This window comes from Novosphingobium sp. NFX11, assembly GCF_057376415.1.
In genome coordinates, this window is record NZ_CP080386.1 from 333,862 (window position 1) to 348,998 (window position 15,137).

Below are 15,137 nucleotides of genomic sequence, written 5' to 3' on the forward strand. Positions count from 1 at the left end.
TCATCCAGCCGGAAAAGGAGATGTCATCATGGCAGTTCGTGATTTCATTCCCTGGGGCCGCAGGAGAACGGGCTGCCCGTTCCGGTAGCGTCGATCGGGAAAGGGGCCAGGATTCGCGCACGTCGAGCGCATGTCGGGATGGCCGCGCCTGGAGCTGGGCGAGACCGACAACGAAATGCGCGGCAGGGAGGAATTGTCCGGCCCAGGCCAAAGACGTCGAGATTTTCGTCGAGGACAGCGGATTGACACTGCGCGGCGAAAATCGGTCACATCGATGGCAAGGAACCGCAGCTACTCGGCGCGCAGCTATGGTTGCTTCGAGCGTCTCATCGGCCTGTCCGGCGGCATTGAACGCGCAAGATCGCAGTCACCTTCAAGAACGGCGTTCTCACAGTGACGTTGCGCAGGACGAAGACGGCGGAGCAGCGCGGTCGTTGAATTCCCGTGAATGGCCGCGCCGGCTGAGGGCGGGGTGCGGACTTTCGATTCCGGGCTTGCGGCAAACGACATACAGGACGTTTGCCGTCGCGGGTAGGTTCTCGTCCCCGCATGGCGCCAACGCGCTCATTAAGCCTCTGGCGATGACGACAAAGGATGCCAATGAGGCGGATGTTCGCGGTGGTGGTCAGTTTGTTTGGGCTCGATGCCCTTTGGCGGCTCGGCCGCATGCTATGACGTGATCGAGCCGCCTTATGCGTTGAGCAAAGGTCCCGCCAGCGCTTGCTGTTCACAAGGGGGATCCACAGAAGCGCGATTGTTAGCCGACGGGCTGCCAGCTGCACAATAAAAAATTCTGGCCGATCAAGGCGAGGGGTGGGGATCTTGCAAGGGCCCGTCTATCAAATGCATGGCGGCAAGGATGTCATCGACCGGCACCGCGTGCCTGGCGCCGGGCGGCTTACGCAGGCCGGGATGGTTGCGCACCGCGGCGCGGTCGGACGCCCAGGATGCAAGAATGGCGCGCTTTACTTCCGGCTCGAGGCTCGGGTTGCGCGCAACGTCAAAGGGATGAATAAAACGCCGAAATGGCTGCGACATGGCTTTGCCTCCTTCCGCTGTGTCGCTCCTTTTCATCTGCGGGCCCGCGGGCCAACGCTGTGAATTTTGGAACATGGGTGAGTCGCGTCAAGAGGGAAATTGGCCTGATAACAAGCCGGTACTGCTGACATTGGCACTCCCTGCCTGCGACTGCCAAAATTTTTCGTGCACCGTCTTGACGCAAAAAATGACTTTTCCTAATTCCGCGTCACCTGTCGTTCGAAAGAACGTCAGGCCTATCACATCTCAGTTTTGCATCTGGAGGTTATGCATGCATTTCCGCCCCTTGCACGACCGTGTGGTCGTCCGCCGCATCGAAGTCGAGGAGAAGACTTCGGGCGGCATCATCATCCCCGACACCGCCAAGGAAAAGCCGCAGGAAGGCGAAGTGGTCGCCATCGGCACAGGCCTGCGCGACGATAGCGGCGAGCGCGTTGAACTCGCCGTCAAGGCGGGCGATCGCGTGCTTTTCGGCAAATGGTCGGGGACCGAGGTCAAGATCGACGGAGAGGATCTGCTCATCATGAAGGAGAGCGACATCCTGGGCGTGATCGAGGCCGCCGCTCAGCTCAAGCAGGCCGCCTGACAGCGACCTGCATCCTCTGAAACTCGGAAGGAAATCGAAAAAAGGAGACGAGGCAATGGCTGCCAAGGAAGTGAAGTTTGCGTCCGACGCGCGTGATCGCATGTTGCGCGGCGTGGATACGCTGGCCAACGCAGTGAAGGTGACCCTTGGGCCCAAGGGCCGCAACGTGGTCATCGAGAAATCGTTCGGCGCGCCGCGCATCACCAAGGACGGCGTTACCGTCGCCAAGGAGATCGAACTCAAGGACAAGTTCGAGAACATGGGCGCGCAGATGCTGCGCGAGGTCGCGTCGAAGCAGAACGACAAGGCCGGCGACGGCACCACCACAGCGACCGTGCTCGCCCAGGCAATCGTGCGCGAAGGCACAAAGGCCGTTTCGGCAGGCATGAACCCGATGGACCTGAAACGCGGTATCGACCTCGCCGTCGGCTCCGTGGTCAAGGACATCGAAGCCCATGCGCGCAAGGTCAGCGCCAACAGCGAAATCGCGCAGGTCGCAACCATCTCGGCGAACGGCGACGAGGAGGTCGGCCGCATTCTCGCCGAAGCAATGGAAAAGGTCGGCAACGAGGGCGTCATCACGGTCGAAGAGGCCAAGAGCCTCGCGACAGAACTCGAGACCGTCGAGGGCATGCAGTTCGATCGCGGCTATCTGTCGCCTTACTTCGTGACCAACGCGGAGAAGCTCAAGGTCGAGCTCGACGAACCCTACATTCTCATCCACGAGAAGAAGCTGTCGAACTTGCAGGCAATGATCCCGCTTCTCGAGCAGGTGGTGCAGTCCGGCCGGCCGCTTCTTATCATCGCTGAGGACGTCGAGGGCGAGGCGCTGGCGACGCTTGTTGTCAACAAGCTTCGCGGCGGCCTCAAGGTCGCGGCGGTCAAAGCGCCCGGCTTCGGCGATCGCCGCAAGGCGATTCTGGAAGACATCGCGATCCTGACTTCCGGCAACGTGGTCAGCGAGGACCTCGGCACCAAGCTCGAGAACGTGACGATCGGGATGCTCGGTCGAGCCAAGAAGATTATCATCGACAAGGACAATACGACCGTCGTCGATGGTGCCGAGGCCCGCTCGGACATCGATGCCCGCGTCGCCCAGATCCGTGCGCAAATCGAGACCACGACAAGCGACTACGATCGCGAGAAGCTGCAGGAACGCGTGGCCAAGCTCGTCGGCGGCGTCGCGGTGATCCGGGTCGGCGGCGCGACCGAAGTCGAGGTCAAGGAGAAGAAGGACCGCGTCGACGACGCGCTTCATGCCACCCGCGCAGCGGTGGAAGAGGGCATCCTGCCCGGGGGCGGCATTGCGCTCTTGCGTGCGCTCAAGGCGCTTGACGGCCTCGAGGCGGCGAACGACGACCAGCAGTCGGGCATCGATATTGTCCGCCGCGCACTTCGCGCGCCGGCAAGGCAGATCGCCGACAACGCCGGAGAGGATGGCGCCTTCATCGTTGGCAAGCTCCTCGAAAGCGAGGAGTATAGCTTGGGCTTCAACGCCGCCACCGGCCAGTATGAAGATCTGGTCGGCTCCGGCGTGATCGATCCCGCCAAGGTGGTTCGCACCGCGCTGCAGGACGCCGCTTCGGTTGCCTCGCTCTTGATCACGACCGAGGCGCTCGTCGCCGAAGCCCCCGAGGACGACAAGGGCGCTAAGGCCGTCCCTGAAATGGCGTATTGACACACCAAGGGTCCGGCTATCGCCGGGCCCTATCATCGAACATGAGGAGCTCGACGATGCACGACCACTATCTGCGCTACCTCGAGCGCGAACATGCGCGTCTCGAAGGCGAAATTCGCGAAGAAGAGAAGCGCGTACATCCGCGCCATTTCCTGATCGGCCGGCTCAAGAAGATGAAGCTGGCAGTGAAGGACCAGATGGCGGCCTGCTCGGAACACGATACCGAGCGCCAGGCCGCCTGAGCGAATGCCCGGTACGGACGGGCAGCACGGTTGCCTTTGGTTCACAGCACCGTGCCTTTGTCGGAAAGCCGATGGCGCCCCTTTGCGTGCGATGATCGTCCGCCGTTTCGGGGAAACTCGCGAGGATGGACAGAGGAGCCCCGAGCCAGCCGCCGGGGCTCCCTTTCTCAGTCAGCAATAGCGGATGGTCCAGCCAGGAAATTTGGCAAAGCATCCGCGGGTGACGGAATGGCTGCCTGGGGCTGGCGAGCATAGCCAGAGGAACATCAGACTGCCGATGAAAAAGGGGCATTTTTGTCCCGGGGGCTCTATGCTGAGCGTATGCTGACGGAAGCTGCCGTACCTAGCCCGGTCGGCGCTCGCGGTATTTCGATGGTAGCCTGCAGCGCGTGGGTGTCAGTTTTCCTCGCAACATAACTCCGAACGCAAGGTCTGTCTTAGCTCCGGGGTGTGTCTGGGCTTCGAAGCACTTCTGCGTTGGCACCACCAACGCGGCTTGCGCTCGCCTGGCGCCATCGGAGCCGCGCTCCAAGACAGCGAAGTTTCATCCAGATTGACCGATCGCATGATCGAGCGTGTCATTGCCGACTTGTTGTTTTGGCAGGAGAGCGGCGTGGACATCGGACACATCGCCATCAATGGTGCCCCGGGAGATTTTCAGCGGGGGCACTTCGCCGATCGCATCCTAGACCCTTTGGCACGTGCGGGGCTTGCGCCGTCCCTGCTGGATTGGAGGTGACGGAGTCAGTGCTCGTAGGGCAACTGGCTGAGACGGTCAGCGAAACCCTCACAACCCTTTCGGATGCCGGCGTGAAGATTGCGCTCGACGACTTCGGCACGGGCTATGCATCGCTAACCCATCTCAAGCAGTTTCCGGTCGACACTCTGAAAATTGATCGTTCGTTCATTTCCCGGCTAGACGCGCGTGAACGCGAAGATGCCGCGATCGTCGGCGCGGTGATACATCTGGCCAGAAACCTCGGCATCACTACCGTCGCCGAAGGCATTGAAACGCCATTTCAAGCCGCGTACGTCGCGCGGCAGGGGTGCGATATCGCGCAAGGGTTCCTCTTCGGCAGGCCGATGGCTGCCGCCCATGTCAGCGAAGTCTTGCAGAACTGTAGCGCCCCTTCTGTGCTTTGTCTCATTGCCTCGGAAATGCACGCCCGAGGAAAGAACCCTGTTTTGACCGGAGGATAACGCTGTGGTCGAGTGCGCCCTGATGACAGGTTCCCCCGCGCCGCTACATCAGGTTCACACGCATATAACCGGCATGTTCTCGTGCGCGGCGAACGCTGCGATTCTGGAAAATCCCTTTCCTTCTGGCGGTTTCCCGGCCGTATGTCGCTGGGCCAACGGAAGCCGATATTTCTAGGGCAGGGACAAGGCCGACAAGTGCCCTGGTGACCGTTTTGGCCGGTTGGGCGCTGTGGGTGAGATACAGAAGATCACGCACGAAGGTGTCGGCGAGCACGAGGGCGGTCGCTCACCGACCGTCAGGAGTATTCATCGACGCCCTACGGCCATTTCTGGTGCGGCGGGCCAGTCTCCCTCGGCGAGCGGGGGCAGGCTTTCGAACCAGTCGCGACGGCGCCGCAGCTTCAGCCGGTCGCAAGCGAAGTCGATCTGTGTCCGATCGACGGCGCGGAGTTCCTCGCCAATACCGCCGACGCCCTTCGATGCGACCACGACATAGCTGACGGTGCCGTCCTCACAGGTAACAAGCGCCTCGACCGCCTTTCCGATCCGCTCACCGTCGGCGGTCGTGACGGGCATGCCGGCCATGCCCGTAGCGGTAAACAGCGTCGGATAGGCTGAGCGTCGACTTGCCTCAGTGGCGGATTTGCCGCCATCCTCATATGCACGCTGCTTGCCGAGCCAACGCCAGACGCCGATCAGGTTGACCAAAGTCAGAAAGCCGTTGGTAGCAAGAAGATTGGTCTGCTCGGTCGCAAAGCCGACGATCGACCACGCGATCGAACCTACGGTAAAAACGACGAAGCCCCAGCCGGTGACACGCGAACCAAGATTGGCTGCGGTCATCATGGCGGCGATCATCGTTGCAGCGGGCGCGATCCATCCGGCTACGTTTTCCAAGCGGCAACTCCTTCGCCAGATTAAGAATGAGGAACGCGAAGCACCGCGCTTGGTGCCGAAGGAACGACTGATTCCACTGATGAGATGAGCATGTCGCTGATGCGAAGCGGGAGGTTAACCAGATTGCCCCCGCTTCGATCGAAAGACCGTGCCAAGCCGATGCTTAGGACGCTCTCGCACACGAGGCCGACGTGACGACTGCTGCGACATCCTTAAAAGTGAAACTTCATCACATTCGAGGACGAAAAGAGCGAGGGTAATAGTAGCGTCGTTGCCCATCAGTAAGCGCTGCTACGATTTATCTCGCCTGGCGCCGCGATCCTTTCTTCCGGGCTCATCTTGGATCCGCGAGGCCTCATCCGTCACTGTCGGCCCTGTGCCAGGCCCGCCCCAGGCGAGCGGCCTCGCCGATCGGTGGTCGGTTGGTCGCCGAGCAGACCATGGGTGAGGAGATGGTCCAAAGGATGCATCGCGTGTTCGACCTCGCGGAGTTCGCGACTCGCATCATTACCGGGCTCGGCATCGCCTATGGGGAAAGGGAGCCGCGTCGGCTGCGTCGTGGAATGACGGCGCGCCAATCTATGGCAGTCTTAGGCCAAGCACTCGCCACGCCATTTGGTTGCCCGCGATTTCAGCCGAAGAATGGGCGAGGGCGCCGGGGGTTGATCAGAGTGCACCTCGGGAACTTTGCCTGCATCCCAGCGCTCTCAAAAGCTGAAATGGAGTAAACACATGGCCACCACCATCAAAGCATTGTTCCCGGGACGCCGAGAAGTCGAGCTTGCCGTCGAGCACCTGGTTCAGGAATATGGCATAGAGCGCACCGACGTTTTCATTGAACCTGCCGGGAACGAAAACAGCGCTGGCGACGAGCCCGCCGGTGCGGACGTCGCGATCGGAAAAAACGGTGAAACGGCCAGCGTCTCTGGTGCCGCATACGAAGGTCAGCTTGTCGTCTCGGTCGATATGAACGAGGATGAGGGCGAGGCGGTGACCCAGGCGTTCCGTGACGCCGGTGCTGTCGAAGTCGTCAGCGGCTGACCTTCCTCAAAGGGCGTCCCCAGACGCCCGCCTCAGGCGTCGGGCAACCGCTGCGAACGGCGGCGCATCCCATGCTCGCTGAGACGGGGCGTTACACAAATATGGAGCTGCCATTCTCCGGAAGTCGTTATGCCCTTATGATATCGAAACGACCGGGTCTGATCGAGACATGCTCGCAATCTTTGAGGGCAGGCAGTGATGCTTTCGCGAAGTGGCAGGTGAGGCTGCATCCAGAACCGGTGCTGGGCGTTCTCCAACGATCATCCAAGAAATTAGGGGACGTTCTGATGCGAACCAGAGAAAAATTGGCAGACGTAGTCGCCGGTCAACCGGGGCGGCAGCAGCGTAAGCAGTTCGTTCGGTCTCTCAAAGAGACTGCAGTTCGCGCCGTGGTGACGGCGTCCGTTACCTTCGCGGTAGGCTGGGTTCTCAAACGGATGTTCGAAAACACGGTTGCAGACGCGGCGAAAGAGGGGGCGGTGGAGGGCGCACAGCAGGACGCGCGCGAAAAAGATGCAGAAGAGTTGAAAGAAGGCTGAGCACCCACATTTGCCGGTACTGGTGACGCCGCGGAGTGACATTTCCATTCCCGCTACCCAGGATGCCTCATACGTTGCGCGCGGTATCGAAGCGCTTGCGGGTGGCTTTGCACCCGGTGGGATCGCCTGCTGCGCCCTTGGAGAACGCATATGCGCTTATAGCGAGCGACCCCCGAGCTGAGCTGCGCCAGATTGGTTCAGAGAATAAGCGCCATTTTGAGCAGCCAATCGCAACATAAACGCAGCTCAACACTCGGGTGCGAAGGCCTGCAGCGGCCGCCAGCAACTCTCCAAGTGTAGACGCACATATCCGCGAAAGAGGGCTTGCCAAATCTCACTGTACTATCCGACCTGCGTGCCGTTGATTTCAGGTGAGGGCGTTGCTCTCGCCCTGGTTGCCACACCGGCGACCTAACCCGCTTTCTGGGATTGTCACCTCGCGCCGCCCCTCCGCGATTTCAGCTGCCCCGCGCAGGCTCGGGGGAATGACTGCTAAGAAAGCTGCATCTCGTTGAGGGGGCGACATGCGTTGAAGCACTATCGTCGAAACCAAACCACCCTGGCACGCATTTTCCCCACGGAAGCCTTAACAGGAGTACAGCCTTGCCAGATCCCGAGCACACTACGACACATCCGCCGAGCGCACGCCGGAAAGGTAAGGCCGCGATCGTCGTAATTGTCATCGTCATCGCGCTCATTCTGGTCATATTCGTAGGCCGAAATCTTTGGCATGCCACGGAGGTTTCCGACACCCAAAGCACTTCCTCGCCGCCCCCGCCATGGAGCAGTAGTCGTCGAAGTGCACGCGGTGGCCGACGCTGAAAATTCATGCCAAACATCACTGTGGGTTCTCCGCTTCCCTTAGCTAAATGGGATGCCCGTAAGCTCCGAATGTGGCTCTGCTGGGAAAGGCTTCGAGCTGGCTGGCGCGATGACCGCATCGACGATTGGTAGCAGCGCGGCCGCACAGATTGCGATCAGAGCCATAAAGGACCAATGCGATCGAGGCTGAAAACAGATGGAAACGCTTAGGACGACGTTCGATCTCGCTATAACAGCGCTCGCACGCATATCGTCAGCGAGACCGTGGCTTTCGTCGAGAAGAAGGCGTCTGCCGAACGGGCGCAGGCTTGGTTGCAGGAGCAAGCCGATAAGTTGCGAGAGCGAGGCCTTGCCGTTCTGGGGCGCCATATGGTTGATTACCGCCACGCCCGCTGAGGGGCGGCCCCAGGTGATAGGTGAAGCAACATGACGGAAGCCACCTCACTCTCGGAAACCGAACAGGCGCTCGTTCGCGCTGCCGGCGCGGCGCGATCCTGATGATCGCTACCCTCCTCCAGAGCGAAGGTTTGCTGTCCGTTGAGGAGCTGGCCGGTAAGCTAGGAATCTACGGAGCGATAAGTGCTGAAACGAGCAGGGAAGAGGGCCTTATTCTGGCCGCATGGTCTGGTATGCTCTTCGACATGGCGGGTGACCTGCCGAAGTTTCAGAAGCACTGACAGGGTGCAAACCCTAACCGCGGCGTTCGGCATCCAGCGACTGCCCGCCGCCCGCCAGCGTTTAATCGCCGCCGGTCCGCGTACCTTTAGCGATCACCGAGATCCACGTACGCGATCAAAGCGTTCGCACCGTCCTCGATGCGGCAAACTTCTCTTTCTATCGCAAATAGTTCCTGCGCGTAGCTTTCAGCGATGCCGGAGGGAAGCGTCTCATCACGGTCAGGCAGGTCTTCAAGCACCTCGCTGATCGCCGTCCGTATGTCTTCCTCTGCGATACATTTGAGCAATAGGCGCGCAACGTCTCGTAGGGCGAGAAGCGCGCCTTCGGTTAATTCGCGCGACCGATCGTCGCTGCCGTGGGCAGGCACATCTCTTCCAATCTCTTGTTATAGGCGACCATCTAATGCGCAAGCACGCAGCGCGCTGGCATCATAACACGTCCGTTGGAACGGTGAACTTACCTATGTTTGGCGACGGGATCGAGCGAACTCAGCTTCGGCGAAGTCTGCCCAGCAGGCCCGAGTTCCGTGGCCGTGCGTGCTCAACCTCCTCCGCGATCGACGCAAGCTCGTTACGGTAACCTGCGATCCGGTCCGCGCCAGGGCCTGGATCGAGGTCATCAGCCTGCGTTGCCAGCGAGCGCATGAGCTGATCGTAATCCGCAGTCGGCAGCCGACCCAATGCGCGGGCCAGGACATCATGGAGCGCGTAGTGAGCCCCCTCGGCCCGTAGCAGCGCTTTCTCTATTCCTTTAATCTGGTCGTCGTCTTTCCACGACATATTTCCCACGCCTCCGAAGGTGACTCCAAACTGCGAATGCAGCAGCATTGCAGAATCTGAGCTCAGACCAGCGTTAGTCCAGTTAAGTTTCTGATAAATTTATCGCCCGGCGAATACTGCTTCCGCACGCGGAGGGCGCCTGCGCGCTGCTGGAGCAGGGCGCAGGCGCTGTTATGAAGGAGCGGTAGCTGAAAAGCCCCGCTAATTCATGCACGGCGCGCCCGTCAACGCAAAATCAGGTCTGCCTTTCGTCGTTCCGAGGCTAGATACCCGGGGCCGGTCGCCGGGAACTCTTCGCCAGGGCGACGACGGGCTGATTTCTCACGGTGATCCGCATATGCGACGAACCGTTGATCGGTCGGGAACGTGGGGGTGGGAAGCTCCGTTGATCTCGCAAATAGACCAAAACCAGTCGCAAACTTGTGGCCCAGCGACCAGTCCCCCCCCGCGAAGCTGGGCCACTGCTTTCCCCAAATATTTAGAGTCCTCTTTCGGGGAGGAACCCCTCCGACTTCAGTCGGATAGTGGCTTCAGCCACAGACTCGCGTGGTAGCCTGTAACCTCGGGAAAAGCGGAAGCTTCACGCCTTCGGCGGCTTCCGCTTTTCCCGAGGTTACAGGCTATGGCGTATCGGTCCGGTTGTCACACGACATTCCATCATCGCTACCATCTCGTTTGGGCGCCCAAGTATCGGTACAAGGTGCTCATTGGCGATGTGCGTCTGCGGGTTCGCGAGATCATCCGGCAGGTCTGCGCCGAGATGGGCGTGACGATCATCAACGGCGCGCTGTCGAAGGATCACATCCACATGTTCGTCGAAATCCCGCCGCACGTCTCGGTTGCAGACTTCGTGCGTCGGGCAAAAGGGCGCTCGTCACGCAAAATCCAGCAGGAGTTCGAGCACATCCGCAAGCGGTATTGGGGACAGCGCTTCTGGCAACGCGGCTACTTCTCGACCACTTCCGGAAACATCACCGATGACATCATCATGCGATATCTCGACAAACATACCCACAAGGATGGCTTCAGCCCCGCCTCATGATCCTACCGGCGTCAGCCGGTCAGATGGGGTGGTTGCCGCCCTCCCCAGACGGCATCTCAATGTGCCAGGATCGTGGTGTTTGTAGCCACAGAGCGGAAAGGACGGCAACCGTGACGAAGGATACGATGATCGGGGTGGATTTGGCAAAGAATGTCTTTCAGCTGCACGCGGCGTCGATGCGCGGGCAACCACGGTTCTGCAAAAAGCTGTCGCGAGAGAAATTCCGTACTTTCATGGCGGAGCAGCCGCCAGCGGTGGTGGTGATGGAGGCTTGCGGCAGTGCGCACTATTGGGCGCGTGAGATGGTCCGGCTTGGCCATGAGGTGAAGCTGATTGCTGCTCAATATGTGAAACCGTTCGTAAAGCGGCAGAAGAACGATGCGGCGGACGCTGAGGCCATCGTCATCGCGGCACAGCGGCCTGAGATGCGCTTTGTAGAACCCAAGACCGCCGAGCAACAAAGTCGAGCCATCCTGTTTCGGGCCCGCGAACGGCTTGTCCACCAGCGCACCGAATTGATCAACGCGCTTCGAGCCTGCCTTTATGAGTATGGGTATGCGGTTCCGCAGGGATTGCACCAGATCACGCGGATCGCCGAGATAGTGGAAGAGCCAAATAGCGAACTGCCCGGTTTGATGCGCGAGGAGTGTGCAGAACTGCTGGAGCAAATTGCCGAGCAGACGGTGCGTATCAATGCCCGAACTGCTAAGATCAAGGCGCTGGCGGCGGAGGCCGATACGGCGCGGCGTTTGCGGACCATCCCCGGCGTTGGCCCCTTGACCGCGATGGCTGTCGAGGCGTTTGCCCCGCCGATGGAGAACTTCAAGTGCGGTCGTGACTTTGCCGCCTGGCTCGGCCTTGTTCCGCGCCAGTTCTCTTCGGGCGGTAAAGAGCGTCTCGGGCGCATCTCGAAGGCTGGGCAAGCTGATATTCGCAGGCTGCTGATTATCGGTGCGATGTCGCGGCTGAGCCGACTTGGGCAGAGATCAATCCCGGAAGCTTCATGGCTGGCACGCATGGTAGCGCGAAAGCCCCGAATGCTCGTTGCGGTCGCGCTGGCCAACAAGATGGCGCGGACGATCTGGGCATTGATAACGAAAAATGAGGATTATCGAGTTCCGACGCAGGTAACAGGGGCATGAGCGACACGCGACCAGTCCTGCCTGACGCCGGATAATGGGGGAGTAAGAAGGCGACGACCCGAATGGGCAAAATGATCGAACAGATCTGGATCAGGAAAACCAGGTGAATGACGAGAGCGTTGCAGCTCGACGGTTAGATTTGGACCTGATCCGCTGATCACCATACCGGCCAGCGGCTTCCGAATGCCGCAATCAAAGGCCTGACAGAAGACCGCACTCGATCACAAACCCAACGGATCCGAAACTTCTTGCTTCACGGGCGGCAACCACAGAAGTTATTCAGCGAAGTTTTCCTATCCCCCGATGGTAACGAACGTCTCGCGCCTCAGGATGGCGTTGCATCGCGATCCCTTTTCGGGTCGCGAAGCTGCTAGATTTGCCCTGACGCCACGAGCTTACCCAGCAGGGCATTGACGCGCGTTTGCCATCCGGGGCCGCTCCCACGCAAATGCTCGACCGTCTTCGCATCCAAGCGGATTTTCACCTCCACCTTGGGGGTTTCGAGTTTCGGCCGACCGCGCCGGGACGGCTTCATTCCGGCCATGAACGCCCCATCCATCGGCGGATTATCGTCGTGAATCTCAGAATCAAACCTGGCCATAATAGAACCTCGCTTCGTGCTTCTCTGCCGGGCGTAGGCTGATGGCGCGAACCGCGTCGTCATGGGAGCCGTCGGTGAAAACCAGCACGTGCAGGCGATCACCGATCAGCCCTATGGCAACGAAACGGACCTCTCCATAATCGAAGCGGTCATCCTCGCGTTCAAAAGCCGTGTCCCAATCGAACTCTTCCGCAGCCTGCAAGGACAGGCCATGTTTGGCGATATTCCTCTCGTCCTTGGCCGGGTCGAACTCGATCTCCATTCTAATTTTGTACACCCGTTAATTCGGACGCACAACAATTTTTGTGCACTCCGAATAGATCGGCGTACGCGCATCCAATCACACGGCCGCCTTTGGCGCTGCCCGCCCCGTTCGAGCAAGGGTGTCAGCAAGGGTAGACCGGGGCACGTTGAAAGTACGGCTGATCGATGATTTGCTGGCTCCACCTGCAAGGGCTGCGGTGATCTGCTCAAGCTTCTCCGCATCGATCGTGGGCGGACGGCCCCCGCGACGGCCTCGCCGTCTGGCGGCGGCGAGACCTGCCATGATCCGCTCGCGTGTCAGCGCCCGCTCATACTGGGCGAGCGCGCCAAAAAGCGAGAAAAGCAGCTCGCCATGCGGTGTCCCAGTGTCCATCTGCTCGGTAAGCGACCGGAACGATACGCCACGCTCCCTCAGATCGGTTAGGATCGAAAGCAAATGTGGCAAGGAGCGGCCGAGCCGATCCAGTTTCCAAACGACGAGGGTATCGCCCGCCTTCAGATACTCCAGGCAGGCCTTCAGGTTCACGCGATCCTCCCGCGCGCCGGATGCTTTATCGGAAAAGAGATGCCGGCTATCGACGCCGGCTGCGATCAGCGCGTCGCGCTGAAGATCAACCGATTGCCGGTCGTCGGTGGAAGATACGCGCATGTAGCCAATGAGCATGTCGGAAAACCCTTCGTAGCATGTTGTCGGACAGCGCTACTTTCCGGCAGTGTTTTCCGGATTCTACGGGGTTTGTGATCTCCAGTAGTTCATTGGACTTTCTGGCCTTCGCCCGCTAGCGGCTTGAATCGGTTGGAGGTGGCGGCATCGCCTGACGCTTATCGTGTGTTTGCCGCCAGGTCCGCTTACGGGCACCAGGCGAGGCAGATTGTATGACCGGAATTAGGGGTGGAAGCGGACGATCGTCCGGCTGAGCTTAGAGTCATAATTTTGGTGCTATCTAATCCCACGCGTTTTGCTCTATGATCTCACTACCGCTGGCAGAGATTCTAGCCTGTTTTATTCACGTAGGCGGGTGATAGGGTTGGCGGGAGTGGCGTAAGCGATTGCTTTGCAGTAGGAAAATGGGTGTCTAGACCAGTCCTGCAGCGAGGCAATTTATGCCACGGACCACACCCGCCGGGAGCGATGATAGCGCACCGGGATTTTCGTTTCCAGCGGTTGGCGGGAAGAAGATCACAGCCGCGTTCGACGGTGGCCGGCTGACCTCGGACGGCGGCGTTCTGCTGCTGGCGCAAGCCGAGCGAGCGATGGGAATTTGCCGGAGGCTTGCGGCTTGCATCGCTGATCCGCGTGACCCGACGCGGGTGACCCATCGCCTTGATGACATCCTGCGCGCCCGGGTGTTCGCGATCACGTGTGGCTACGAGGATGCTGACGATCTCGACGCCCTGCGCGACGATCCGGGGTTCCGCCTGGCACTGGGCAAGTTGCCGGGATCGGGCGCGGGGCTTGCGAGCCAACCGACGATGAGCCGCTGGGAGAATGCACCGACCACGCGCGAACTGGCCCGGATGATGGCCGCGATGATCGGCGTCTACTGTGCCAGCTATCTGGTCCCACCGGCGGCGGTGACGCTGGACATCGATGACACCTGCGATGTCGTGCACGGCTATCAGCAGCTCTCGTTTTGGAATGGCCATCACGGCGAACGCTGCTTTCTGCCGATCCACGTTTACGACACTGCGACCGGCCGTCCGGTCGCGATGCTGCTGCGCACCGGCAAGACGCCGTCTGGTGCCGAAGGTGCCGGCCACATCCGGCGCCTGGTGCGTCATATCCGCCAGCACTGGCCCGATACCCACATCACTATCCGCGGAGACGGGCACTACGGTCGGCCCGAGATCATGGCGTTCTGCGAGGCGGCCGGGGTCGATTACGTGTTCGGCTTGCCGACCAACGCCGCGCTGCGGGCCGATCCGATCATTGTCGCCGTCGCCGATGCCTGCGCGGTCAAGCGGGCTCAGCGCCAATGCCCGGTCCTGCGCCATTATACCGAGACCCGCTACGGTGCCAAAAGCTGGAAGGGCCAACGCCGCGTCGTCGCCCGGATCGAAGCCAGCACGCTGGGCATGGACATCCGCTATGTCGTCACCTCGCTGACAGAAGGCTCGGCCGAGCATATTTACGACACGCTCTACTGCGCGCGCGGCCAAGCCGAGAACCTGATCAAGCGCCACAAGACCCAGTTGGCCAGCGATCGCACCTCTTGCCGCTCGGCCAATGCCAACCAGATGCGCCTCATCCTGCATACCGCCGCCTACTGGCTGATGTGGCGCATCCAGCAGGCCATCCCCAAGGCCACTGCGCTGGCCGCTGCCGAGTTCGCGACTCTGCGCCTGAGGCTGCTCAAGGTCGCTGCCCGCGTCATCGAGAGCGCCTCGCGTATCCGTGTCGCCTTCGCGTCAGCATGCCCCGACGCCGGCGTGTTCAAAGCCATCGCCACCGGTCTTCGGCCAGCGCCGACATAGCCAGCGCGGCCATGCCGCCGAAACCCGAGCCCTCGTCCCGTCAACCTCGAAAAGCCCATTGCTCCTGACGCGGTGAAAAACACCGGCGCCAGCGCTCGCCCAAGTCACGCCGC

General features: G+C 60.6%; 19 protein-coding genes. 12 read left to right on the forward strand and 7 right to left on the reverse strand.

Annotated elements, in window-relative coordinates; all coding sequences use genetic code 11:
- Positions 1 to 801: 801 nt before the first annotated feature.
- Positions 802 to 1,038, reverse strand: a complete 237-nt coding sequence (locus tag KZO24_RS28210) for a hypothetical protein (protein ID WP_486488348.1) — start codon at positions 1,036 to 1,038, stop codon at positions 802 to 804.
- Between the two features lie 271 nt (positions 1,039 to 1,309).
- Here KZO24_RS28210 and groES point away from each other — a divergent pair, with 271 nt between their 5' ends.
- The 5 genes from groES (at position 1,310) to KZO24_RS28235 (ending at position 4,744) form a co-directional block, all read left to right on the forward strand.
- Positions 1,310 to 1,624 carry a co-chaperone GroES gene (groES, locus tag KZO24_RS28215; RefSeq protein ID WP_486488349.1) on the forward strand — a complete coding sequence of 105 codons (315 nt, stop codon included), beginning with the start codon at positions 1,310 to 1,312 and terminating at the stop codon, positions 1,622 to 1,624.
- Between the two features lie 55 nt (positions 1,625 to 1,679).
- Positions 1,680 to 3,302 (forward strand): chaperonin GroEL, encoded by a 1,623-nt coding sequence (gene groL / locus KZO24_RS28220; protein WP_486488350.1) that lies wholly within the window; start codon positions 1,680 to 1,682, stop codon positions 3,300 to 3,302.
- A 56-nt stretch (positions 3,303 to 3,358) separates the two neighbouring features.
- Positions 3,359 to 3,544: a DUF465 domain-containing protein gene (locus KZO24_RS28225; RefSeq protein ID WP_486488351.1), complete on the forward strand. Its 186-nt coding sequence runs from the start codon at positions 3,359 to 3,361 to the stop codon at positions 3,542 to 3,544.
- 448 nt (positions 3,545 to 3,992) lie between these two features.
- Complete coding sequence (locus KZO24_RS28230; protein WP_486488352.1) at positions 3,993 to 4,283, forward strand: EAL domain-containing protein; 291 nt, start codon at positions 3,993 to 3,995, stop codon at positions 4,281 to 4,283.
- Positions 4,280 to 4,744 carry an EAL domain-containing protein gene (locus tag KZO24_RS28235; RefSeq protein WP_486488353.1) on the forward strand — a complete coding sequence of 155 codons (465 nt, stop codon included), beginning with the start codon at positions 4,280 to 4,282 and terminating at the stop codon, positions 4,742 to 4,744. The genes KZO24_RS28230 and KZO24_RS28235 overlap by 4 nt, the downstream gene beginning before the upstream one ends.
- 306 nt (positions 4,745 to 5,050) lie before the next feature.
- Here KZO24_RS28235 and KZO24_RS28240 read toward each other — a convergent pair whose 3' ends face one another.
- A complete protein-coding gene (locus KZO24_RS28240; RefSeq protein ID WP_486488354.1) occupies positions 5,051 to 5,602 on the reverse strand; it encodes a PRC-barrel domain-containing protein in 552 nt (183 codons plus the stop codon).
- On the opposite strand from KZO24_RS28240, the gene KZO24_RS28245 reads away from it, so the two are divergent.
- From KZO24_RS28245 to KZO24_RS28260, 4 genes are all read left to right on the forward strand, one after another.
- Positions 5,589 to 5,729, forward strand: a complete 141-nt coding sequence (locus tag KZO24_RS28245) for a hypothetical protein (RefSeq protein WP_486488463.1) — start codon at positions 5,589 to 5,591, stop codon at positions 5,727 to 5,729. The genes KZO24_RS28240 and KZO24_RS28245 overlap by 14 nt on opposite strands.
- 644 nt (positions 5,730 to 6,373) lie before the next feature.
- On the forward strand, positions 6,374 to 6,682 hold the full coding sequence (locus tag KZO24_RS28250) for a hypothetical protein (RefSeq protein ID WP_486488355.1): 309 nt from the start codon (positions 6,374 to 6,376) through the stop codon (positions 6,680 to 6,682).
- Positions 6,683 to 6,753: 71 nt separating this feature from the next.
- Positions 6,754 to 7,221, forward strand: coding sequence for a hypothetical protein (locus KZO24_RS28255; protein WP_486488356.1), 468 nt, complete (start codon positions 6,754 to 6,756; stop codon positions 7,219 to 7,221).
- A 1,319-nt stretch (positions 7,222 to 8,540) separates the two neighbouring features.
- Entirely contained in the window at positions 8,541 to 8,720 is a 180-nt protein-coding gene (locus KZO24_RS28260; protein WP_486488357.1) for a hypothetical protein, read from the forward strand.
- An 86-nt stretch (positions 8,721 to 8,806) separates the two neighbouring features.
- On the opposite strand, the gene KZO24_RS28265 is transcribed toward KZO24_RS28260, so the two are convergent.
- Positions 8,807 to 9,088: a hypothetical protein gene (locus KZO24_RS28265; RefSeq protein ID WP_486488358.1), complete on the reverse strand. Its 282-nt coding sequence runs from the start codon at positions 9,086 to 9,088 to the stop codon at positions 8,807 to 8,809.
- A 121-nt stretch (positions 9,089 to 9,209) separates the two neighbouring features.
- Positions 9,210 to 9,548, reverse strand: a complete 339-nt coding sequence (locus KZO24_RS28270) for a hypothetical protein (RefSeq protein WP_486488359.1) — start codon at positions 9,546 to 9,548, stop codon at positions 9,210 to 9,212.
- A 574-nt stretch (positions 9,549 to 10,122) separates the two neighbouring features.
- Here KZO24_RS28270 and tnpA point away from each other — a divergent pair.
- Both tnpA and KZO24_RS28280 read left to right on the forward strand, forming a co-directional pair.
- Positions 10,123 to 10,542 (forward strand): IS200/IS605 family transposase, encoded by a 420-nt coding sequence (tnpA, locus tag KZO24_RS28275; RefSeq protein WP_486488360.1) that lies wholly within the window; start codon positions 10,123 to 10,125, stop codon positions 10,540 to 10,542.
- Between the two features lie 125 nt (positions 10,543 to 10,667).
- Positions 10,668 to 11,684, forward strand: coding sequence for an IS110 family RNA-guided transposase (locus tag KZO24_RS28280; RefSeq protein ID WP_486488436.1), 1,017 nt, complete (start codon positions 10,668 to 10,670; stop codon positions 11,682 to 11,684).
- 370 nt (positions 11,685 to 12,054) lie between these two features.
- On the opposite strand, the gene KZO24_RS28285 is transcribed toward KZO24_RS28280, so the two are convergent.
- From KZO24_RS28285 to KZO24_RS28295, 3 genes are all read right to left on the reverse strand, one after another.
- Positions 12,055 to 12,285: a BrnA antitoxin family protein gene (locus KZO24_RS28285; protein WP_486488361.1), complete on the reverse strand. Its 231-nt coding sequence runs from the start codon at positions 12,283 to 12,285 to the stop codon at positions 12,055 to 12,057.
- On the reverse strand, positions 12,272 to 12,547 hold the full coding sequence (locus KZO24_RS28290) for a BrnT family toxin (protein ID WP_486488362.1): 276 nt from the start codon (positions 12,545 to 12,547) through the stop codon (positions 12,272 to 12,274). Before KZO24_RS28290 ends, KZO24_RS28285 begins: the two co-directional genes overlap by 14 nt.
- A 78-nt stretch (positions 12,548 to 12,625) precedes the next feature.
- Positions 12,626 to 13,213, reverse strand: coding sequence for a recombinase family protein (locus tag KZO24_RS28295; protein ID WP_486488363.1), 588 nt, complete (start codon positions 13,211 to 13,213; stop codon positions 12,626 to 12,628).
- 440 nt (positions 13,214 to 13,653) lie between these two features.
- Between KZO24_RS28295 and KZO24_RS28300 the strand changes: the two genes are divergently transcribed.
- Positions 13,654 to 15,024: an IS1380 family transposase gene (locus KZO24_RS28300; protein WP_330705790.1), complete on the forward strand. Its 1,371-nt coding sequence runs from the start codon at positions 13,654 to 13,656 to the stop codon at positions 15,022 to 15,024.
- Positions 15,025 to 15,137: the final 113 nt, after the last annotated feature.

Coding starts and splice junctions, on each gene's coding strand:
- KZO24_RS28260 (WP_486488357.1), top strand. CDS start 8,541: ATGATCGCTACCCTCCTCCAGAGCGAAGGTTTGCTGTCCGTTGAGGAG.
- KZO24_RS28295 (WP_486488363.1), bottom strand. CDS start 13,213: ATGCTCATTGGCTACATGCGCGTATCTTCCACCGACGACCGGCAATCG.
- KZO24_RS28280 (WP_486488436.1), top strand. CDS start 10,668: ATGATCGGGGTGGATTTGGCAAAGAATGTCTTTCAGCTGCACGCGGCG.
- groES (WP_486488349.1), top strand. CDS start 1,310: ATGCATTTCCGCCCCTTGCACGACCGTGTGGTCGTCCGCCGCATCGAA.
- KZO24_RS28290 (WP_486488362.1), bottom strand. CDS start 12,547: ATGGAGATCGAGTTCGACCCGGCCAAGGACGAGAGGAATATCGCCAAA.
- KZO24_RS28300 (WP_330705790.1), top strand. CDS start 13,654: ATGCCACGGACCACACCCGCCGGGAGCGATGATAGCGCACCGGGATTT.
- KZO24_RS28255 (WP_486488356.1), top strand. CDS start 6,754: ATGCTCGCTGAGACGGGGCGTTACACAAATATGGAGCTGCCATTCTCC.
- KZO24_RS28250 (WP_486488355.1), top strand. CDS start 6,374: ATGGCCACCACCATCAAAGCATTGTTCCCGGGACGCCGAGAAGTCGAG.
- groL (WP_486488350.1), top strand. CDS start 1,680: ATGGCTGCCAAGGAAGTGAAGTTTGCGTCCGACGCGCGTGATCGCATG.
- KZO24_RS28225 (WP_486488351.1), top strand. CDS start 3,359: ATGCACGACCACTATCTGCGCTACCTCGAGCGCGAACATGCGCGTCTC.
- tnpA (WP_486488360.1), top strand. CDS start 10,123: ATGGCGTATCGGTCCGGTTGTCACACGACATTCCATCATCGCTACCAT.
- KZO24_RS28245 (WP_486488463.1), top strand. CDS start 5,589: ATGGCGGCGATCATCGTTGCAGCGGGCGCGATCCATCCGGCTACGTTT.
- KZO24_RS28240 (WP_486488354.1), bottom strand. CDS start 5,602: ATGATCGCCGCCATGATGACCGCAGCCAATCTTGGTTCGCGTGTCACC.
- KZO24_RS28210 (WP_486488348.1), bottom strand. CDS start 1,038: ATGTCGCAGCCATTTCGGCGTTTTATTCATCCCTTTGACGTTGCGCGC.
- KZO24_RS28270 (WP_486488359.1), bottom strand. CDS start 9,548: ATGCTGCTGCATTCGCAGTTTGGAGTCACCTTCGGAGGCGTGGGAAAT.
- KZO24_RS28285 (WP_486488361.1), bottom strand. CDS start 12,285: ATGGCCAGGTTTGATTCTGAGATTCACGACGATAATCCGCCGATGGAT.